Source organism: Arthrobacter sp. NPDC058127, from assembly GCF_042884555.1.
Lineage (GTDB): Bacteria > Actinomycetota > Actinomycetes > Actinomycetales > Micrococcaceae > Arthrobacter.
The window spans coordinates 14,361-34,550 of record NZ_JBHVTT010000025.1 but is presented as its reverse complement, the minus strand read 5'-3'; the positions used below and the strand labels follow the sequence as shown (position 1 = coordinate 34,550).

Genomic DNA, 20,190 nt, shown 5'->3' with positions numbered 1-20,190 from the left:
TGAGAAAAACCTAGTTGTGCTAAACCGTCCGTGGGGCTTCAATGAAGTGAAACGGCACACAAACGGCCCAATCCCTTGAGTTAGGAAGACCCATGAAGGCTCTCTACAAGTCCGGTCCCCACGCTGGTTTTGAACTCGTCGAACGGCCCGAGCCGGAGGCAGGTCCGAGCGACGTCAAGATCCGCGTCATGACCACCGGCATCTGCGGAACCGACCTGCACATCCAGTCCTGGGACGCCTGGGCGCAGAGCATCATCGAGACTCCCTTGATCGCCGGACACGAGTTCTACGGCGAAGTGGTGTCTGTGGGCGAGGACGTCCGCGACGTCAAGGTAGGTGACCGCGTCTCCGGTGAAGGCCACGTGGTCTGCGGGATCTGCCGCAATTGCCGCGCAGGCCGCCGCCAGATGTGCATCCACACGGTGTCCGTGGGAGTGCAGCGAGACGGCGCCTTCGCCGAATACGTTGTCATCCCGGAGACCAACGTCTGGGTCCACCACGATCCCTCCGTCACCCCGGAGCTTGGCGCCATCTTCGACCCCTTCGGCAACGCCGTCCACACCGCCCTGAGCTTCCCCCTGGTCGGCGAGGATGTGCTCATCACAGGTGCCGGGCCCATCGGGCTCATGGCAATCGCCGTCGCGCGCCACGCCGGTGCCCGCAAGATCGCCATCACGGACGTCTCGGCTCCCCGCCTCGAACTCGCCCGGAAGATGGGTGTGGACCTCGCCGTCGACGTGTCGAAGATGCGCGTCAAGGACGCCCAGCTCGAGCTCGGCATGCGCGAAGGATTCGACATCGGCCTGGAAATGTCCGGGCATCCCACGGCCCTGCCTGAGATGATCAACAACATGAACCACGGCGGACGCATCGCCATGCTCGGCTTGCCCAGCCAGTCCATCGACATCGACTGGGGCAAAGTGGTCACGCACATGCTGACCCTCAAGGGCATCTACGGCCGCGAGATGTACGAAACCTGGTACGCCATGAGCGCCATGCTGTCCTCCAACCCCGTGCTGCACAGCCACATTTCCGCCGTCGTCACGGACAAGCTGTCCGCCACCGATTGGGAAAAGGGCTTCGAAATCGCGCGCGCCGGCATTGGCGGCAAGGTTGTCCTCGACTGGACCGAACTCTAGAACGCCGAAATCTAAGACAACGTAAAGTCCTCCCCAAGACCCCAGTACCAGGAGCCACCATGTACTCAAGCATCAAAGACCAGCTGCAAGGCGAACTTGAAGAGATCCGGACCGCAGGCCTCTTCAAGACCGAACGCCACATCGACTCGCCGCAAGCGAGCCACATCGCCGCAGGCCAGCTCGGCCAGCCGGCGAACACCGTCCTTAACTTCTGCGCCAACAACTACCTGGGCCTCGCAGACCACCCGGACATCATCGCGGCCGCCAAGTCCGCCATGGACGAGCGCGGCTTCGGCATGGCCTCCGTCCGTTTCATCTGCGGCACCCAGGACCTCCACCTTGAGCTCGAGGCCCGGGTCTCACAGTTCCTCGGAACCGAAGACACCATCCTCTTCTCCAGCTGCTTCGACGCCAACGGAGGTGTCTTCGAGTCCCTGTTCGGGGCCGAGGACGCCATCATCTCCGACTCCCTGAACCACGCCTCGATCATCGACGGCATCCGGCTCAGCAAGGCCAAGCGCTTCCGCTACGCCAACCAGGACATGGCTGACCTCGAAGCCAAGCTGATCGAGGCCTCAAGCGGCGAGGCACCGGCCCGGCGCAAGATCATCGTGACGGACGGCGTCTTCTCCATGGACGGCTACCTCGCGCCGCTCGAAGCCATCTGCGATCTCGCCGAAAAGCATGACGCGCTGGTCATGGTGGACGATTCCCACGCCGTAGGCTTCATGGGAGCCACCGGTGCCGGAACCCCGGAACACGCGGGTGTTTCCGACAGGATCGACATCTACACCGGCACGTTCGGCAAGGCCCTTGGCGGCGCCTCCGGAGGCTACGTCTCCGGCCGCAGCGAAATCGTCGCCATGCTGCGCCAGAAGGCCCGCCCTTACCTGTTCTCCAACTCCCTGGCCCCGGCAATCGTCGCAGCCACCATCAAGGCCATTGAGCTGGTCCAGGGTTCGGGCGAGCTCCGCTCCAGGCTCTTCGAGAACGCTGCCTTGTTCCGGCGCCGCATGAGCGAGGAAGGCTTCGAACTGCTCGACGGCGAGCACGCCATCATTCCGGTGATGTTCGGCGACGCCGTGGCGGCAGCGAAGGTTGCCGACGAGATGCTCCACCATGGAGTGTTCGTCACGGCGTTCAGCTACCCCGTGGTGCCCAAGGGAGCTGCCCGGATCCGCGTGCAGCTCTCGGCCGCACACAGCTCCGAGGACGTCGAGGCGTGTGTCGAGGCCTTCGTGAAGAGCCGCGCAGCCGCGGGGCTCTGAGTTCCCATGATCCTCACCATCCTGGGCGGCGGGGGATTCCGGGTACCCCTGGTCTATTCAGCACTGCTGTCGGACCATGGGCCCGGCAGGGTCACCGAACTGAGGCTGTTCGACGCCGACCCCGCACGCCTGGGCGTGGTGGCCAGGGTCCTCGCCGACATGGCCGAGCGGGTGCCCGACGCACCTGCGGTGAGGATATTCACGGAACTGCCGGACGCCTTGCCCGGCACCGACTTCATCTTCTCCGCCATCCGGGTGGGTGGCCTGGAGGGGCGCGCCGCCGATGAGCGGATTGCCCTGGCGCACGGTGTCATCGGGCAGGAGACCGTCGGTGCCGGCGGGATTTCCTATGCCTTGCGGACCATTCCCGTGGTCCTGGACATCGCCGAGGCGGTGAAGAAGCATGCTCCGGACGCTTGGTTCATCAACTTCACCAATCCGGCCGGGGTCATCACCGAGGTCATGACGCGGGTCCTTGGCAACAAGGTGGTGGGGATCTGCGATTCGCCGGTGGGGCTGGCCAGGCGATGCTTGCTCGCGGCCGGAATCCACCGTGGCGGGGCGGCCTTTCGGGACGGCTCCGTGGAGATCGACTACATCGGCCTGAACCACCTGGGCTGGCTGCGCGGGCTGGTGGTCGACGGCGAGGATGTCCTGCCGCGGCTCCTGGCCGACCACCGCGCCATCGAGTCCTTTGAAGAGGGCCGGCTGTTCGGCGCTTCGTGGATCAAAGCCCTCGGCGCGGTTCCCAACGAGTATCTGCACTACTACTACTTCAGGCGGGAAGCGCTCGACGCCGACCAGCGCGCCCAAACCACCCGCGGCGCTTACTTGGCGCGGCAGCAGTCGTCCTTCTACAGCGGGCTGGCGGAAGCGAACGACAGCGGTGCGGAGCCCGCCCCGGGGTTCCCGTCGTCGAAGTCGGCCCTCAGGCTCTGGGAGAAGACCAAGCTCGACCGCGAAGAGACGTACATGCAGAGCAACAGGGAGGCAGCCGGTACGTTCGAACGCGACGCCGAGGACCTGGTATCCGGCGGCTACGAGGCTGTTGCCTTGGCGATCATGCGCGCCATCAGCCAGGGGGAATCTGCCCGACTGATCCTGAACGTCCCCAATAAGGGCACCCTGGCAGAACTCGACGCCGACGCCGTCATTGAGGCGCCGTGCCTCGTGGATGCGGGCGGAGTCCGCTTGCTCGCGGCCAAGCCTCTTCCGGACTACGCTCGCGGGCTCGTCGTCAACGCCAAGGCGGTGGAACGCGCCACGATCGACGCCGCGCTCACGGGTTCCCGGAGCTCTGCCTACAAGGCGATGGCGATGAACCCGCTCGTGGACTCGGTCAGGGTGGCAGAAGCGCTACTGGATGACTACATCCGCCATTTCGAGGAGCTCCAGTACCTGCGCTGAGTCCCCTTCCTGGCAACCCTGTCCCAAGGGGGATCGGAGGCCTAGTATCTGCAACATGGACAAAGATGCAGCACAACCCGTCACCGAGGTGTTGGATTCGCAGCAATGCTGGAATCTCCTGAGGGGCGTGTCCGTTGGCAGGCTGGCGGTGTGGCTCGGAGACCACCCTGACATTTTTCCGATCAATTACACCGTGGACCAGGGGACGGTTGTCTTCAGGACCGGGGCGGGCACAAAGCTTGCCGCGGCCTTGGGCGAATTCCCGGTGGCCATGGAAGTGGACGGCGTCGACGCCGACACCGGCGTCGCATGGAGTGTTGTGCTCCACGGCAAAGCGGCGCCCGTCAAGCAGATCGACGACGTCGTCAACTCGTTCTCGCTGCCCCTCTTTCCTTGGGAAGCCGGCAAGAAAGACCATTTCGTGCGGGTTCCAGCGGATTCGATCTCGGGGCGGCGCTTCACCGTCACGGAGCCCCTCACGTGGTGGACCCCCTACATGGGCATCAAGCGGTCCGCGGTGGAATAGCCCCACCACCTCCCCCTCGCATCTGGGCGTGTGCGCTGACAGGATGGAGGAATGGCTGCAAACTATGACGTGGTAATTGTCGGTGGAGGCATCGCCGGGTTGTCGCTGGCTTCGGCGCTGGCCGGCCGGTGCTCGGTGGCCCTCGTGGAAGCCGAACAGACACTGGCCTACCACACGTCCTCCCGCTCGGCCCGGCAATTGATCCCAAGCTACGGACCCGCCGTCGTGCAGGAACTCACCGTCCGCACCCTGGAACTGATGGGAGCCCGCGACGCCGCGTTGCCGGTACCGGTACTGGAACCGCGCTCGTTCATGTTGGTTGGCGACGAAGCCACCGTCAAGGCAGAAGCCAGCGGGCACATGCACCACATTACGCACGCCGAAGCCCTTGAGCTGTGCCCCGCTTTGAACCCTGGGTCATTCACGGCCGCGGGCCTGGATACCGGGTCATTCGCCTGCAACGCACCCGTGCTCTTGGAAGACCACCGGCAGCGCGCCGAAGCCGGGGGAGTGGACATCATCACCGGCGCCCGGGTCCATTCGGCCCAACGCCTCCGCTCCGGCTGGCAACTGGGCGCCGGGCTGGAAGGCTTCCAGTCCGCCGTCGTGGTCAACGCAGCAGGTGCCTGGGCGGATGAACTCGCGGTGCTCAGCGGGGTGGAGAAGCTGGGCTTGCAGCCGTTCCGGCGCACGGCGGCCATCGTCGACGTCGAACGCCCCCTTCCGGTGGGCAGCCCCATGGTGGCGGCGGCGGATGACTCGTACTACTTCCGGCGCGAGGGGGAGCAAGTGCTCATTTCGCCGTCGGAGACGGTGCCGAGCGGCCCCGAAGACGCACAGCCGCGTCCCGGCGACGTGGAAGAGCTGGTGGTCCGGCTGAACTCGATCACGTCGCTGGGCATACGCTCCGTGGCCAAGGCTTGGACCGGGTTGCGCACCGAGGCCGCCGACGGCGTTCCCGTGGTGGGTTTCGACGCCGAGGCTCCGGGCTTTTTCTGGCTTGCAGGCCAAGGCGGCTACGGTTTCCAGACCTCTTCCGCCATCGCCGAGCTCGCGGCCGCGGAAATCCTGGACCACACATCCGGCATCAGTCCGGCATCCCGGACACCGAGGGAGCTGGCAGCGGCCCGTTGGTCCATCCGCCGTTGAACAATAGGTTCATGAGCGGGCAGACGAGCACACTGATCAGCAACATCGGCGAACTGATGACCCAGGACGCGGAGCACCGTGTCCTCAAGGACGCCGCCGTGGTGATCGAAGGTGAGCGGATTTCCTGGATCGGTCCGGCGTCGGAGGCTCCCTCGGCTGATGAGCACGTGGACGCGGAAGGCCGCGCGGTGCTCCCGGGCTGGGTGGACTCGCACTCGCACCTGATTTTCGCAGGGGACCGCACCGCCGAATTCGAGGCCAGGATGGCCGGCCAGAGCTACAGCGCCGGCGGCATCGCCGTCACCACCGGCGCCACGCGCGCCGCGAGCGACGAGGAACTGACGCGACTCGCCGCCGGGCGCGTGGCCGAAGCCGTTTCCCAGGGCACCACCTACCTTGAGAGCAAGACCGGCTACGGACTGGACCTTGAAAACGAGGCCCGCAGCGCACGCATCGCGGCAGCGACCGTGGACGAAGTCACCTACCTCGGCGCGCACTTGGTCCCGGCCGGTGCCGACGCCGAGGAATACACGGACCTCGTCTGCGGTCCGATGCTCGACGCCGTCCGCCCGTATGTCAGCTGGGCCGATGTCTTCTGCGAGCGCGGCGCTTTCACTGAAGAACAGTCGCGTCGCGTCCTGACCGCCTGCCGCGATGCGGGCCTGGGCCTGCGTGTGCACGGCAACCAATTGGGTGAAGGACCTGGTGTGCAGTTGGCCGTGGAGTTCGGTGCTGCCAGCGTTGACCACGTCAATTACCTTTCAGCGGCCGATATCGAGGCGCTCGCCGGAACCTGGAGCGGCTGGGATGCCTCCACCGGAGCGGGCACGCGCGGCACGGTGGCCACGTGCCTGCCTGCCTGCGATCTCTCCACCCGGCAGCCGCTCGCGCCGGGCCGCGCGTTGATCGACGCGGGGGTGCAGGTCGCCTTGGCCGCGAACTGCAATCCCGGCACCTCCTACACGAGCTCCATCGCCTTCTGCGTCACCACGGCGGTGCTGCAGATGCACTTGAGCGTCCACGAAGCCGTCCGGGCGGCCACCTACGGCGGCGCGCTCGCTTTGGGCAGGGAGTCGGGCAACGACGTCGACGGCGAACGGGCGGTGGGTTCGATCGCCGTCGGGCACCGCGCCGACCTGCACATGCTCAAGGCGCCGTCGGCGACGCACCTGGCGTACCGTCCCGGTATCCCGCTGACTTTCGCGGTGTGGCGGGCAGGCGTCCGCGCGGTCTAGGGCCGCCTACCGCAACACACTTTCGCAACACCGGCAGGGCCTCTCCACGCGGAGGGGCCCTGCTTTTGCTTGTGCACTCTAGCGACCCCAGGGCGGGGTTCCGCCCTGGGTGTAGTCATTCCCATTTGCCAGGCGCGCCTTGCGGTCGCAACGATCCTTGTGCGATTGAATATGATCGTTTAGTGTTTATATGGATCATAAAACGTCAAAACATTGAACGTTGAAGAGTGCGTCGAAGAAGCGCGGACAGGAATGGTAAGTGCGATGAGTAACAACACCCTCGGGGCCTTCATGGAAGAAGAGCTTGTTTCGCAGCCCGAGGTCTGGCAGCGGGCCATCGAGCAATCCAAGGCGGAGCACCTGCTTCCCGCCGACGGTGAGCGGATCGCCGTCGTTGGTTGCGGTACCTCATGGTTCATGGCGCAAAGCTATGCCGCTGCCCGCGAAGCCGCGGGCAAGGGCGTCACGGACGCGTTCGCAGCGTCCGAAGCCTTCCTCAATCACAACAGCGCGGGCCGCCAGTACGACGCCGTGATCGCCATCACCCGCTCCGGCACCACCACTGAGGTTCTTGAGTTGTTGGAAGCCTTGCGCGGGAAAGTCCGTACGGTTGCGGTGATCGGGGACGTGAATTCGCCTATCACCACCCTGGCCGACGCCGTGATCGGCCTCCCTTACGCCGACGAGAAATCGGTGGTCCAGACCCGCTTCGCCACGACGGCCCTCGTGTACCTCCTGACGAGCCTGGGCATCGAACTCGGCACGGCAATCGAGGACGCCCGTACCGCTGTGACCGAACCTGTTTCCCAGGAGCTGCTCGACGCTGAACAGTTCACCTTCCTCGGCACGGGCTGGACGGTTGGGCTGGCCCACGAAGCCGGGCTCAAGATGCGTGAGGCAGTGCAGGGCTGGACCGAATCCTATCCGGCGATGGAATACCGGCACGGTCCCATTTCCATTGCTGCACCTGGCCGGGTGACGTGGATCTTTGGCCCGCAGCCCGAGGGACTGGACGCCGACATGGGGCGCACGGGCGCCCTCTACGTCAACACCGGCAAGCACCCGCTCGCCGAGCTGGCACGGGTCCACAAGGTCACCCTGGAGCGGGCACGCGTGCGCGGCCTCAACCCGGACCTGCCGCGCAACCTCACGCGCTCTGTCGTCCTGAACGCCACGGCCTAGGTAATCCCATGGTTCTCGGAGCCGCTGAATCCGCAGTCCTGGCCTTTGATGTGGGCGGGACGGACCTGAAGGCAGGCCTTGTCGACACGGCCGGGAATGTCCTGGGTTTGTGCCGCACTGCTACGCCGCATGATCCCTTGCGGCCGGGCGAGGCAATCCTGGACGCCGTTGCGGCATTGGCGGCTGAGTTTGCCGCTGAGTTCCCGGGCCACCCGGCGAAAGCCGCGTGCATTGTTGTTCCGGGAATCGTTGACTCAGACACCGGGGTGGGGATCTATTCGGCGAACCTGGGTTGGCGGAACTTTCACTTCGGGGAAAAGGCCGCGCAGCGCCTCGGGCTGCCGGTCTCCTTCGGGCATGACGTCAGCACGGCGGCCGAAGCCGAATTCCGTTTCGGAGCGGCCCGCGATTTTCGCAACGTCGTGGTGATGGTGGTCGGCACCGGGATCGCCGCCGCCGTCATCTCCGACGGGTACCCGGTGCGCGCAGGCGGCTTCGCCGGGGAACTGGGCCACGCCCTCGTACCGGACCCGGACGGTCCCGGGACCGCGATCCTCGAGGCCGTCGGCTCCGCCGGAGCGATCGCCCGGCGTTACAGCGACAAGGCCGGAACTCCGCGCGCCGGTGCCCGTGAAGTCCTCGAACGGGCCCAAGCGGGCGATGCCCTTGCAGCCCGGATCTGGGCCGACGCGGTGGACGCCCTCGCCTTCAGCCTCAGCCAATGCGTCAGCATCATCGGCACCGAAGCAGTGGTTGTGGGCGGCGGCCTTGCCGAAGCGGGAGAAGGACTACTGCAGCCTCTGCGTTCGCGCCTCGACGAGCTGCTCGATTTCCAGCGCCGGCCCATCATCATGCGCGCCGAGCTCGGCCAGGATGCAGGTTTGCTCGGCGCCGCCATGAGGGCACGGGCCCTGCTCCCGGCTGCGAAGGCCGCCTCCGGCACGGGGACGGGGCGATGAACCACGCCATGAAACAGGTCATCGCCGTGACGCCCAATCCGGCCATCGACCTCAGCTACCACGTCGCCGGGATCACCCCCGGTGCAAGTCATCGCGTAGCCGCACCGCTCAGCCGCGCAGGCGGAAAAGGCCTCAATGTTGCGCGCGTGGCCCACCAGTTGGGCTATCCCGTGCTGGCACTCGCGCCCTCGGGCGGCCCGGCCGGTGCCGAATTCGCCGCCGAACTGCTCAGCAGCGGCGTGCCGCACCGATTGATTCCGGTCGCCGCGGAAACACGGCGCAGCATCGCCCTCGTGGACACGGTGGGTGGCGAAACGTCCATTTTCAATGAAGAGGGGAGCCCCCTCCAACCGTCCGAATGGCAGGCGCTGGCAGCCGCCGTCGTCGACGCCCTCGACGGGGAGAGCGCAGGCGTGCTCGTCGGTTCCGGCAGCCTGCCACCCGGCGCGCCGGCCGACTTCTACCCGGCGCTGGTGAGCTTGGCGCACGACGCCGGGATTCCCGCCGTCGTCGATACCTCCGGTCCCGGGATCATCGCCGCCGCGCGGGCCGGGGCGGACCTCCTCAAGCCCAACAACCACGAACTCCTCGAAGCAACAGGGGAAAGCAGCCTGGATGTCGCGGCACGGCGATTGATCGCTTTGGGTGCCAGGACAGTCCTGGTCAGCGCCGGTGCCGAAGGCATGCTCGCGTTCCACCATGCCGCCCCCGGAGGCTACTGGAGCGCCCGGCTCCCGGAACCACTCAGCGGCAACCCCACGGGAGCCGGCGACGCCGGAGTGGCGGCGGCCGCCGTCGCGCTCGCCGCCGGCATCACCGACATCCCTACGATCCTCCGCCGGGCAACAGCCTGGTCCGCCGCCGCAGTGCTCATGCCTGCCGCCGGTGAGATCTCGCCGCTTTATACGGACCTCGAAGACCAACTCATTCTCAGCTGGAAGGAGACCCTGTGACGCTCGTCAGTACACGGGAACTCATGGATACCGCCGCGGCCAATGGCATCGGACAGGGCGCCTTCAATGTCATCCACCTCGAAACCGCGGAAGGCCTGGTTGCCGGGGCGGAGGCGGCAGGCGTCCCGTTGATCCTGCAAATCTCGGAGAACTGCGTCCGTTTCCACGGCGGGCTCGTGCCGATTGCACGGGGTGCCATGTCCATCGCCCGGGACTCCTCGGTGCCCGTGGCCCTGCACCTGGACCATGCCGAATCCGAAGAGCTGGCCCTGCAGGCCGTCGACCTCGGGTTCGGTTCCGTCATGTACGACGGCGCGCACTTGCCTTATGGCTCGAACGTTGACGTCACGCGTCGGGTCGCCAGATACGCCCGGGAGCACGGGGTCTACGTCGAGGCCGAACTTGGGAAGGTGGGAGGCAAGGACGGTGCCCATGCTCCGGGAGTCCGGACGGATCCGGCGGAGGCCCGCTCCTTCGTGGATGCCACCGGCGTTGACGCCCTCGCCGTCGCCGTCGGTTCCTCGCACACCATGACCGAACGCAGTGCCGCCTTGGACTTGGCCCTCATCACCCGGCTCAAGCAGGCCGTCCAGCTGCCGCTCGTCCTTCACGGGTCCTCCGGAGTAGCAGATGAAATGCTGGTGGCGGCAATCCGGGCCGGTATGACTAAGATCAACGTATCCACACACTTGAACGGGTTCTTCACCCGCGCCGTCCGTGAGTACCTGGATGCCAACCCTTCCGTGGTGGACTCCCGCAAGTACATCAAGGCCGGACGGGACGCCCTGGTGTTGGAAACCGCACGTCTGCTGACGCTGTTCGCGAAGGTGAATTAGTCCCAATTTCCGGAAGGTTCGTGATGACCCGCAACGATCGACTGACAGCCATCCTTGATCTCCTCGCCGAGTCAGGGCATGTCGAGGTCGAGGATATCGTGACCCGCCTGGCAGTCTCGCCAGCCACGGCCCGTCGTGACTTGGACAGCCTCGCCAAGCAGCGGCTCCTGAGCCGTACCCGTGGCGGTGCAACCACGGGATCAGTGGCCTACGAACTCCCGGGGCGCTACAACAGGGATGATCACGCCGAGGCAAAGCAGCAGATTGCCTTGGCGGCCTCCGAGCTCATCATGCCCGGGGCCGTGATCGGACTGAGCGGCGGCACCACCAACACGGCCTTGGCCCAAGTGCTGTCCACCCGCGAAGACCTGAACGCGCCCTCCAACCGCCCAATGCTGACTGTGGTCACCAACGCGATCAACATCGCCGCCCAGCTTGCCGTGCGCCCTAACATCAAGATCATGGTCACCGGTGGCATCCTGAACCCGCGTTCCTACGAACTTGTGGGGCCCTACACCGATGTCATCATGCAGAAGGTTGCCTTGGACATCGCCTTTATCGGCGTCAACGGAGTCGATCCGAAGATCGGCCCCACCATCACCGACGAGGGAGAAGCCATGGTGAACACCGTCATGGCCCGGCGCGCCACGGACTCCTATGTCCTGGCCGACTCCACGAAGATCGGCAAGCGTGCCTTCGCCGCGATGGCCGGATACGACTTCCGGAGGCTCATCACGGACTCGGGCATCACGGCAGAGGACAAGGCGGCATTTGAAGCCAGCGGCACCGAAGTGATCGTGGCCAAGGACGCCTAGCAGCGTTGTGGCCGTTAGAAAACCATCGGGGGAGCGTTCAGCACGGTTTCGTCCGTGCTGCGCTGCACCCACTGGCTGAACGGCGTGTCGAGATCGTACTTGTCCTGGTCGTTGCGGATAAGTGTCCGTAGCTCCGCGTTGCCGGGGTTGTTGAGGGACTCGAAGTACTCCACCGACCAGTGGAACCATCGCATGCAGAAGAGCCGCATGGTGAGGCCATGGGTTACCAGCAGGGTGTTGGGCGCGTAATCGGGCTTTTCCCAATGCCGGTACAGCGTTTCCATGAAGGACGAAATCCGGTCGTAGACATCGGAGCCTGATTCGCCCTCGCGGAACCGGTAGAAGAAATGTCCGTAGAGGTTGCGAAGCTCCTTCTGGTCCCCGATGTCTCCGGCAATCTGGAAGTTGGCCCAGTCCTGTTCACGCAGCCGGGGCTCCTCGATCACCCTTTCCGTGAGGCTGCCCAGATTCAGTGCCTCGAGGGTCTGGTATGCCCGAAGGTACGGCGAGACGTAAACGCATACGGGTTCGCCGGCGAGCTTCCTGCGCAGCACCTCACCCGCTGCCCGTGCCTGCCCGACGCCAAGCTCCGTCAGTGGGATGCGGTAATCGGGCACACGGTTGTAGATGGAAGTGTCGGCGTTGGCGGCGGACTGGCCGTGCCGGATCATGAAGATTCGTGCGGGCGCGCTCATCCCACCAAGCATAGGGTCAGGAGCAGCCCGGCCCATGCAAGCGGACTCCGGGGACCCGGCTCAAGGAAAACATCAGGGAAATGAAGGCAAGATAGGAGCATGCTCCTAGCCTCAACGCGCCGGTTGCGCGCCGAAGTACTGATTGTCCTTGGCCTGTCTCTGGGCCAATCGGCCGTGTACTCCGTGGTGCAGTTGTTGGACAAGATGACCCAGGGGCCTTTGGCCCATGCGACGTCCACCCTCAACCGCTCGCAGAGCACGCGAGAGTACTTCGACCTCACCTACCAACTGCTGGATATCGCGTTCGCGCTGGTCCCTGTGGTGTTGGTGTTCTACTTCCTGTCCTTGCACCGCCAGACCGCGGAGAGTCCATCGGGTTTCACCCGGCTGGGCTTCAACTTCGCCCGCCCGGGCCGCGACACGTTGCAAGGACTGGGCCTCGCCGCGCTGATCGGGATCCCGTCGCTGGGCCTCTATGCGGCCGGCCGCGCCCTGGGGATCACGACGGCGATCATCCCCAGCGGCCTGGACTCCTACTGGTGGACAGTGCCCGTTCTGGTCCTGTCCGCGGTGCGGCACGCCGTCGTCGAGGAAGTCATCGTGGTGGGCTACCTCCTCGACCGTTTCGCGAAGTTCGGATGGAGCACACCGTTGGCGATCGTGCTCAGCGCGCTCCTTCGCGGCAGCTACCACCTGTACCAAGGCTTCGGACCGTTCATCGGCAATGCGGTCATGGGCCTCGTGTTCGGCTGGATCTACACCAAGACCAAACGGGTCATGCCGCTCGTGGTGGCGCACGCACTCCTGGACATTGTGGCGTTCGTCGGCTTCAGCGTCTTCGGCAAGGCCGTCGGGCTGGGGTAAGGCGCGTTAAAAGGTTTCGGCCGCCATCGCTGGGTGACGTCATTGGCACCCGCATATGGCGGCCGAAGTTTTCCGGGCCTCCTCGCCCGATGTCCCTCAGAAGGTGATGCGAGGGTCCGTCAGATGGTGACGGCTCCGTTGGCGGTTTCGAACGTTACCGACATGATTCCCGGCGTTCCGTGCGGTGCCATCCATTGGACGGCGACGTCCTCAAGCGGCTTCTCCACGGGTTCTCCGAGCCACTCGGTGACGCGCTCCGCCGAGCCGGCGATCGTGAGGCTGGACATCTTGACGTCGCTCGGGTAGACGAGGGACGGATGAAGTGCGGGGTCGCCCTCCCAACGGAGCAAGTACGGAACCTGGGGATCGGCGATGAGTCCCAGGATTCCGATCTGCGACCAGACGAGTTCGCGCCCGTCCGGAAACTTGCGGTTGCCGGGAACCGCGGCGCGTCCGAGCCGCTGTTCGAACGGGCTCAGGTCGTCAACAGCGACGCACCAGCCCATCCATCCACCTCCCGCGGCGGAGCGTGCACGGACGGCTTGTCCAAAAGGTGCCTTGTCGGATGCCGGGTGGTCAAGGACCTCGACAACCTCCAGGTATTTGTGGTCAGCAAGGGGAATGATCATGTTCCGGGTACCGAAGCGCGGGTGCACTCCGCCCCGGACTGCGTCCACTCCCAATGCTGCGGAAATCCGCTCGGTGGTGGCCAAGAGGCCATCTCGTTCACAAGCGTAAGAGACGTGATCCATGCGCATGGCTTCATCTTGGCACTTTGTGATGGAGCTCTCAGCTAAGTCAAGCCTAACTAAGGTGGGATGTATCGAAAAGGCAGCTCAGGGTCACTTCAGGACGCGCCAGGACCGAAAACTACCGTGTTCGTCACAAAGCTTCCGGAGCCCGCAACGCCGTCCCTAGACTGGCGGCAACCGAACGCCGGCTGGCTTAATCCCGCAGGCCGGCAGGCTGAAGCACGGCAAATCGCCCAGACAACCAGGAGTCCGCATGTCCCAAGGATGGTCATTCGAAACGCGCCAGATCCACGCCGGCCAGGAGCCTGACGCCGCCACGGGCGCCCGGGCACTCCCCATTTACCAGACCACCTCATTCGTCTTTCCCAGTGCGGAAAGCGCGGCCAACCGCTTTGCGCTGGCCGAATTGGCGCCCATCTACACCCGGATCGGCAACCCCACGCAGGATGCGGTGGAACAGCGCATAGCGAGCCTGGAAGGAGGCTTGGCGGCGCTCCTGCTGAGCTCCGGCCAGGCCGCGGAAACGTTCGCCATCCTCAACGTGGCCGAGGCCGGTGACCACGTGGTCGCCAGCCCGAGCCTCTACGGCGGGACTTACAACCTGCTGGCGCACACGCTGAAGAAGTTCGGAATCTCGGTCACCTTCGTCGAAGACCCGGACAACCTCGATCACTGGCGCGACGCCGTGCAGCCGAACACCAAGCTGTTCTTCGCCGAAGTCGTCTCCAACCCCCGCCAAGACGTTTTGGACATCGAGGGCGTCTCCCGCACCGCACATGAGGCCGGAGTCCCGCTCGTCGTGGACAACACCCTCGCCACGCCCTACCTGATCAGGCCCATCGAGTGGGGCGCGGACATCGTGGTGCATTCGGCCACCAAGTACCTGGGTGGGCACGGTTCTGCTATTGCCGGTGTCATCGTGGACTCCGGCAACTTCGATTTCGGCAAGGACCCTGAGCGGTTCCCCAACTTCAACACCCCGGACCCCAGCTACAACGGCCTGGTCTATGCCCGCGACCTCGGCAAGGACGGTGCCCTCGGCGCGAACCTTTCCTACATCCTCAAGGCCCGCGTCCAGCTCCTGCGCGACCTTGGCTCGGCCGTTTCACCGTTCAACGCTTTCCTGATCTCGCAAGGAATCGAAACCCTCAGCCTGCGGGTGGAACGCCACGTGGACAATGCCACCAAGGTGGCGCAATGGATCGAAGGGCGCGACGACGTCGAATCGGTCGCCTACGCGGGGCTGCCTTCCAGCCCGTGGTTCGAACGCGGACGGAAGTACGGACCCCGGGGCACCGGCGCGGTGGTGTCCTTCACCATCCGCGGCGGGATCGATGCCGGCAAACGCTTCGTGGACGCCCTGGAGTTGCATTCCCACGTGGCAAATATCGGCGACGTCCGTTCCTTGGTCATCCACCCGGCGTCCACGACGCACAGCCAGTTGACGCCCGAACAGCAGGCTGTGGCCGGAGTGACTCCGGGCCTGGTGCGGCTGTCCGTCGGGATCGAGCACATCGACGATATCCTCGCGGACCTCGAGTCGGGATTCCGGGCAGCCAAGGGCGCCTAGTACTGCCCCGGATGGCGCAGGGAGGCTGGCCGGCGACGCAGGACGAATCTTCGCCGACCGGCCTCCTGGGCTTCAACTTCATGAACAAAACGCGGTCAAGTGTCACAAAGATGTCATAATCTTCGTCAGAAGGGGTCCGGTTTTCCTAGACTCTTCCTATAGGTCATGAGTGCCAGCGACAGCCCCGGCTTGCTGGCCGGCAACCCTCCATTCGCGGTGGGGTGCCCCGGGTGAAGACCTGGCCCTTCGCTGTATTGGCGACGGGCAAGCGCGATGTGAGGTGTCAACGAATGACAATTGCTGCAACAGCCATACCCCTTTCCGGTACCCAGGACGGAACCCTCAAGTATGTTTCCGTGGGTGGACTCGAACTGGAGGCCGGAGGTTTCCTGCCGGACGTCGTCCTTGCGTACGAGACGTGGGGGCGGCTCAACGCAGACTCTTCCAACGCCGTCCTGGTGGAACACGCCCTGACCGGAAGCACCCATGTGGCCCGCGGCGAGAGCGATGAAGAAGGCTGGTGGGAGCAACTCGTCGGCCCCGGCGCCACCATCGACACGGACCGCTACTTCGTGGTCTCCGTCAACATCGTGGGAGGCTGCTACGGCAGCACCGGGCCGTCGTCGAGCGCTCCCGACGGCAAGGCGTGGGGCTCCCGCTTCCCGCTCGTGACCCTGCGGGACAGCACCGTAGCCGAAGCCCGGCTGGCCGACGTCCTGGGGATCCGCAGTTGGCATACCGTGGTGGGCGGGTCCATGGGCGGTGCCCGTGCATTGGAATGGGCCGTCAGCTATCCGGACCGCGTCAAGCGATGCGCCGTGATTTCGATCGGGGCGTACAGCACTGCCGAGCAGATCGCGTTTGCACAGGCCCAGACGCTCGCCATCCGGCAGGACGCCGACTTCAACGGCGGCGACTACTATGGCCAGTCCGCCCCCGAGGCGGGGTTGGCCCTTGCCCGGCGGATCGCCCACATCACGTACCGTTCGGCGGATGAACTGGACTTCCGCTTCGGCCGGAACGCCCAGGGCGGCGAGGCGCCCCTCCAGGCTGCCGCGCTGGGGGACCGGGGCCGCTACCAGGTGGAGAGCTATCTCGACCATCAGGGACGCAAGCTGGTCCAGCGCTTCGACGCCAACAGCTACATCGCCATCACCGAGGCGCTCATGAGCCACGACATCACCCGCGGCCGGGGCTCATTGGAGGATGCGTTGTCCGTGGCAACCGCGAAGTTCTTCGTTGCCTCGGTGGACTCGGACCGGCTCTACTTCCCGGAACAATCCCACGAGCTGGCCAAGGCCTTGCCCGGAGAGGTTCCCGTTCACGTGATCGAGGCGCCGATCGGGCACGACGGGTTCCTCACCGAGATCGGCCAGCTCGGTCCCCAGCTGCGAGAGGCCTTCTTCGGCTGAATCAGCCGTTCATGATTTCCTGGCGGAGCTTCATGTAGTCCTCCATCGCGATTTTCCCGTCGCTGTACTCCTGGTCCAGCTCGGCCAGTTTCCGTGCCCGGTAGCCTTGGGGAGCGCTGTTCGGCTGGGGAACGCTGTTCGCTTGGGGAGTAGCCGACGACGGCGGAGCGGCCTGCGGCGCGGGCGTCGCCACCGGGAGTTGGGGTTCAGCCGGGAGCACTAGCGGAGGCTGCTCCGGGTATCCGATGGGGTAGTTCTGTGGAGGATAGGGCGGCGCGGGGTAATTCTGCGGAGGGAAGTCCCGGAGCCTGCGCTGGCGCGATCGGTTGTACATGCGGATCCCCATGGGAATCAGCCAAGAGCAGACGATGATCCAGAAGATCAAATTGTTCACGGTGGGGGCCTCCCTGTCTTTCACCAGCTTAGCTCCGCTCCCTGTGACCCACCTCGTGGTTCCCGGTCAGCTCCGGGGCAGGATGGCGTCGGCAGGACCGAAGACAGGTCCCGGCGTCGGGCGTTTCGGCAAGATTCTGTCACCGGAGGACTGGTGACGGATCCGGCGGATGACCCACGGGACAAAGTACTCCCGTGCCCATACGAGGTCGCCCGAGCGGGCCTCGCGCCAACTGCGCTGGGGGAGCGGCTTCGGGGACAGCGGCTCGAGGTTGTGCGGCACATTGAGGGAATCGAGGACCATTGCTGCGATGGTGTGATGGCCGAGCGGCGAGAAGTGCAGGCGGTCTTCGTCCCACATCTGGGAGTTGGAGAGTTGCCGCAGGGACCACATATCGGCGATCACGGCATCGTGGCGGGCGGCAACCGTGCGGAGGTTTTCGTTGTAGATGGCCACTTTGCCGCGGATCCGGCCGAGGACCGAGGACGCGGTGTCCGGACCGTTGAAGAGAACCACGGTGGCGCCTTCGGAACTCAGGGTCTGCACGGCGGCATCGAGTTTCTCCGCCAAGGCGTCGGGGTCGCCGCCGGGACGGATAAGGTCGTTGCCGCCTGCGGAGATGCTCACGAGGTCCGGCTTGAGGTCCATGCACGGGCTAAGTTGTTCGTCGAGGATCTGCTGCAGGAGCCGCCCGCGGATGGCCAGGTTGGCGTAGGCGAAATCCCGGTGTCCCCGGCTCAGTTCCTCGGCTACGCGGTCGGCCCAGCCACGATGTCCCCCGGGGTTGTTGGGCTCGGGGTCGCCGATCCCTTCGGTAAAGGAATCACCCAATGCCACGTAGCGGGTCCACGGATGAATCCGTTCGTCCGGCTTTGGTCCCACCGTGGGATCAATGTCACTCACGTCGATATCCTGCCTCTTGCTGCAACGCCACGCGCCTGTGGCTTGTTACTCATGGGTAACTGTAAGAATAGTCCCATGAGTCAAGCTTCCGCCTTTCCTGCCCCGGTCGTTTTGTGGTCCCACGAAGAGGAGGAGCGGGCTGGGAAGCCATTGCTGGTCCTGCTGCACGGTTACGGGTCCAACGAGCAGGACCTCTTCAGCCTTGCCGGCCTGTTGCCCCGGGACTTCGTCGTCGCTTCGCTCCGCGCACCGATCGCCACGGGCCCGGGCTTCACGTGGTTCCCGCTCACGGCGTCCATCGACTACTCGCTCGACGCCGTCAAGGACGCAGCAGAGTACGTGTTTTCCTGGTTGGACTCGTGCAAGTCCAACCACAGCTCGGTAACGCTCCTCGGGTTCTCCATGGGCATGGCGATGGCCACCTCGCTGTTGCGGCAGCGCCCGGCGGACTTCGCCGCCGTCGTCGGGCTTTCAGGTTTCGCCGTCGACGCCGATGCCGACCCCGCGTTCCGCGACGCCGAACTGGACGGTTCCGTGCCGCTCTTCTGGGGACGCGACCAGCAGGATCCTGTCATTACTCCGGACAAGATCGAATACACCATGGGGTGGGTGCGAAAGCACACGGACCTCACCAAGGTGCTCTACACAGGCATGTGGCACGGCATCAACCAGCAGGAAATCGGCCACGTGGGCGAATTCTTGGAGCACAAGGTCCTCTCCTAGCAACGCGGGGTCACTTACGGCCCATCCTGGGGCGCGTAATGGGCCGTAAGTGACCCCGCGTTTGCTAGGCAGCGGCAGTGATCCGCACGGTCTGTCCGTTGACGGTCACGGTATCGCCTGCGTGAAGCTGGCGGCCGCGCCGTTCGTCGATCTCGCCGTTGACTTTGACCAGGCCGTTCTTGATGAGTTCCGTGGCTTCCACGCCGTCCTCCACCAGGTTGGCGAGCTTCAGGAGCTGGCCGAGTCGGATCATGTCGTCGCGGATGGGGATTTCTTCGATTTCCGGGTTGCTCATACAAGCAATGATGCCTGAAGTAGGGTGGTGAAAATGCCGCGAACTTCTCCTCCCTTGCTCACCGGACTGCTGCTTGCGGTGGCGAACGGTACCCTGCTTCCGGTCCAAGGCCGGATCAACAGTGCGCTGGGGGCCAGGCTCGACGACGGCGTCGCGGCCGCCGTCGTCAGCTTCACTACCGGGCTGGTATTGATCGCCGTGATCGGCCTTGCACTGCCGAAAGGCCGCGCTGGTTTGCGCCGGATAGTGCCTGCCGTCAAGGAGCGCAGCTTTCCGCGGTTCTATGTGGTGGCCGGCGGGATCGGCGCCCTCTACGTGATTGCCCAATCGTTCACTATTGGCCTGCTTGGCGTCGCGTTGTTCACGGTAGCCGTGATCACCGGGCAGACCGTGAGCGGCCTTTTCGTGGACCGGCTCGGCATCGGTCCCGGCGGCAAACGCACGATCACCGGGGTCCGCATCCTCGGCAGCGTCCTGACGATCGCCGCCGTCGTCTGGGCCGTGTCGCCGCGCCTCGGGGCGGCCGCCGACGTCGGGTCCTTGCTGCTCCCGATCCTGTTACCGGTCGTGGCGGGTTGCCTCATGAGTTTCCAGCAGGCCATGAACGGCACCGCGACCGTGCACTACGGTAGCCCCATCGCCGCGACGCTGGTGAATTTCATGGCCGGAACGGTCATTCTCTGGATCGCCTGGCTCATCAAAGTGTTGGTGGTTGGTCCCGGCCACGCCCTGCCTGCTGAGTGGTGGTATTACGTGGGCGGCCCGATGGGCTGCGTCTTTATCGGCCTGGCGGCCTTGTTGGTCCGCAGCCTTGGTGTGCTCGTGACGGGGCTGGGGATGATCGCCGGGCAACTGCTCGGATCCCTCGCACTTGACCTGGTCCTGCCGGCTCCCGGAACCGTGGTTGCCTTCCCCACGATCCTTGGCACCTTGCTGACCCTGTTCGCCCTCATTGTCGCCACGTTGCCTTGGCCGAAGGGCGCGCTCTCTTCCCGCCGTCCCGCCAAGAGCCATTCGGGCCAGTCCCGGAGGCAGGACAGCGGTCAAAGGCCGGTAGGCTAGGACACGCAGCTTCCTGCACAGCACTTCCCCAAAACAGCGTTTCCCCTTAAT

Annotated in this window: 21 protein-coding genes and 1 riboswitch; of the genes, 16 read left to right on the top strand and 5 right to left on the bottom strand. The window is 65.1% G+C overall.

The features are described from left to right. Positions 1 to 92 precede the first annotated feature (92 nt). From tdh to ACFVTG_RS22510, 11 genes are all read left to right on the top strand, one after another. Entirely contained in the window at positions 93 to 1,139 is a 1,047-nt protein-coding gene (tdh, locus tag ACFVTG_RS22560; RefSeq protein ID WP_284751362.1) for an L-threonine 3-dehydrogenase, read from the top strand. A gap of 59 nt (positions 1,140 to 1,198) precedes the next feature. Then, a complete protein-coding gene (locus ACFVTG_RS22555) occupies positions 1,199 to 2,407 on the top strand; it encodes a glycine C-acetyltransferase (RefSeq protein WP_284751361.1) in 1,209 nt (402 codons plus the stop codon). Positions 2,408 to 2,413: 6 nt separating this feature from the next. Continuing rightward, complete coding sequence (locus tag ACFVTG_RS22550; RefSeq protein ID WP_390282980.1) at positions 2,414 to 3,814, top strand: 6-phospho-beta-glucosidase; 1,401 nt, start codon at positions 2,414 to 2,416, stop codon at positions 3,812 to 3,814. A 55-nt stretch (positions 3,815 to 3,869) separates the two neighbouring features. Further along, entirely contained in the window at positions 3,870 to 4,340 is a 471-nt protein-coding gene (locus tag ACFVTG_RS22545) for a pyridoxamine 5'-phosphate oxidase family protein (protein ID WP_390282979.1), read from the top strand. Between the two features lie 51 nt (positions 4,341 to 4,391). After that, positions 4,392 to 5,489: an NAD(P)/FAD-dependent oxidoreductase gene (locus ACFVTG_RS22540; RefSeq protein ID WP_390282978.1), complete on the top strand. Its 1,098-nt coding sequence runs from the start codon at positions 4,392 to 4,394 to the stop codon at positions 5,487 to 5,489. Positions 5,490 to 5,500: 11 nt separating this feature from the next. Further along, a complete protein-coding gene (gene hutI / locus ACFVTG_RS22535; RefSeq protein WP_284751357.1) occupies positions 5,501 to 6,724 on the top strand; it encodes an imidazolonepropionase in 1,224 nt (407 codons plus the stop codon). A 264-nt stretch (positions 6,725 to 6,988) separates the two neighbouring features. Continuing rightward, positions 6,989 to 7,906 (top strand): SIS domain-containing protein, encoded by a 918-nt coding sequence (locus ACFVTG_RS22530; protein WP_284751354.1) that lies wholly within the window; start codon positions 6,989 to 6,991, stop codon positions 7,904 to 7,906. An 8-nt stretch (positions 7,907 to 7,914) separates the two neighbouring features. Next, complete coding sequence (locus ACFVTG_RS22525; RefSeq protein ID WP_390282977.1) at positions 7,915 to 8,865, top strand: ROK family protein; 951 nt, start codon at positions 7,915 to 7,917, stop codon at positions 8,863 to 8,865. 8 nt (positions 8,866 to 8,873) lie between these two features. Further along, the gene (locus tag ACFVTG_RS22520; protein WP_390282976.1) at positions 8,874 to 9,818 is read left to right on the top strand and encodes a 1-phosphofructokinase family hexose kinase; all 945 of its coding nucleotides are present in this window, start codon (positions 8,874 to 8,876) and stop codon (positions 9,816 to 9,818) included. Then, entirely contained in the window at positions 9,815 to 10,654 is an 840-nt protein-coding gene (locus ACFVTG_RS22515; protein ID WP_284751351.1) for a class II fructose-bisphosphate aldolase, read from the top strand. Before ACFVTG_RS22520 ends, ACFVTG_RS22515 begins: the two co-directional genes overlap by 4 nt. A gap of 23 nt (positions 10,655 to 10,677) precedes the next feature. Next, complete coding sequence (locus ACFVTG_RS22510) at positions 10,678 to 11,469, top strand: DeoR/GlpR family DNA-binding transcription regulator (protein ID WP_234750768.1); 792 nt, start codon at positions 10,678 to 10,680, stop codon at positions 11,467 to 11,469. 14 nt (positions 11,470 to 11,483) lie between these two features. Here the strand turns inward: ACFVTG_RS22510 and ACFVTG_RS22505 are convergent, their stop codons facing one another. Beyond that, positions 11,484 to 12,164 (bottom strand): histidine phosphatase family protein, encoded by a 681-nt coding sequence (locus ACFVTG_RS22505; protein ID WP_284751350.1) that lies wholly within the window; start codon positions 12,162 to 12,164, stop codon positions 11,484 to 11,486. A gap of 99 nt (positions 12,165 to 12,263) precedes the next feature. On the opposite strand from ACFVTG_RS22505, the gene ACFVTG_RS22500 reads away from it, so the two are divergent. After that, on the top strand, positions 12,264 to 13,028 hold the full coding sequence (locus ACFVTG_RS22500; RefSeq protein WP_390282975.1) for a CPBP family intramembrane glutamic endopeptidase: 765 nt from the start codon (positions 12,264 to 12,266) through the stop codon (positions 13,026 to 13,028). A gap of 119 nt (positions 13,029 to 13,147) precedes the next feature. Here ACFVTG_RS22500 and ACFVTG_RS22495 read toward each other — a convergent pair whose 3' ends face one another. Continuing rightward, positions 13,148 to 13,786, bottom strand: coding sequence for a VOC family protein (locus tag ACFVTG_RS22495; RefSeq protein ID WP_028266517.1), 639 nt, complete (start codon positions 13,784 to 13,786; stop codon positions 13,148 to 13,150). A gap of 247 nt (positions 13,787 to 14,033) precedes the next feature. Here ACFVTG_RS22495 and ACFVTG_RS22490 point away from each other — a divergent pair, with 247 nt between their 5' ends. Together ACFVTG_RS22490 and ACFVTG_RS22485 are read left to right on the top strand one after the other, a co-directional pair. Then, positions 14,034 to 15,350: a bifunctional o-acetylhomoserine/o-acetylserine sulfhydrylase gene (locus ACFVTG_RS22490; protein WP_390282974.1), complete on the top strand. Its 1,317-nt coding sequence runs from the start codon at positions 14,034 to 14,036 to the stop codon at positions 15,348 to 15,350. A 161-nt stretch (positions 15,351 to 15,511) separates the two neighbouring features. After that, positions 15,512 to 15,627, top strand: a riboswitch (SAM riboswitch). A gap of 13 nt (positions 15,628 to 15,640) precedes the next feature. Further along, entirely contained in the window at positions 15,641 to 16,762 is a 1,122-nt protein-coding gene (locus tag ACFVTG_RS22485; RefSeq protein WP_284751347.1) for a homoserine O-acetyltransferase, read from the top strand. Between the two features lies 1 nt (position 16,763). Here the strand turns inward: ACFVTG_RS22485 and ACFVTG_RS22480 are convergent, their stop codons facing one another. Further along, on the bottom strand, positions 16,764 to 17,156 hold the full coding sequence (locus tag ACFVTG_RS22480; RefSeq protein ID WP_390282973.1) for a hypothetical protein: 393 nt from the start codon (positions 17,154 to 17,156) through the stop codon (positions 16,764 to 16,766). Between the two features lie 66 nt (positions 17,157 to 17,222). Beyond that, positions 17,223 to 18,059 (bottom strand): SGNH/GDSL hydrolase family protein, encoded by an 837-nt coding sequence (locus ACFVTG_RS22475; protein ID WP_390282972.1) that lies wholly within the window; start codon positions 18,057 to 18,059, stop codon positions 17,223 to 17,225. 75 nt (positions 18,060 to 18,134) lie between these two features. Here ACFVTG_RS22475 and ACFVTG_RS22470 point away from each other — a divergent pair, with 75 nt between their 5' ends. Beyond that, on the top strand, positions 18,135 to 18,782 hold the full coding sequence (locus ACFVTG_RS22470) for an alpha/beta hydrolase (protein WP_390282971.1): 648 nt from the start codon (positions 18,135 to 18,137) through the stop codon (positions 18,780 to 18,782). A 64-nt stretch (positions 18,783 to 18,846) separates the two neighbouring features. On the opposite strand, the gene ACFVTG_RS22465 is transcribed toward ACFVTG_RS22470, so the two are convergent. Continuing rightward, positions 18,847 to 19,077 (bottom strand): RNA-binding S4 domain-containing protein, encoded by a 231-nt coding sequence (locus ACFVTG_RS22465; protein ID WP_284751344.1) that lies wholly within the window; start codon positions 19,075 to 19,077, stop codon positions 18,847 to 18,849. 33 nt (positions 19,078 to 19,110) lie between these two features. Between ACFVTG_RS22465 and ACFVTG_RS22460 the strand changes: the two genes are divergently transcribed. Then, complete coding sequence (locus ACFVTG_RS22460; RefSeq protein ID WP_390282970.1) at positions 19,111 to 20,139, top strand: DMT family transporter; 1,029 nt, start codon at positions 19,111 to 19,113, stop codon at positions 20,137 to 20,139. Positions 20,140 to 20,190: the final 51 nt, after the last annotated feature.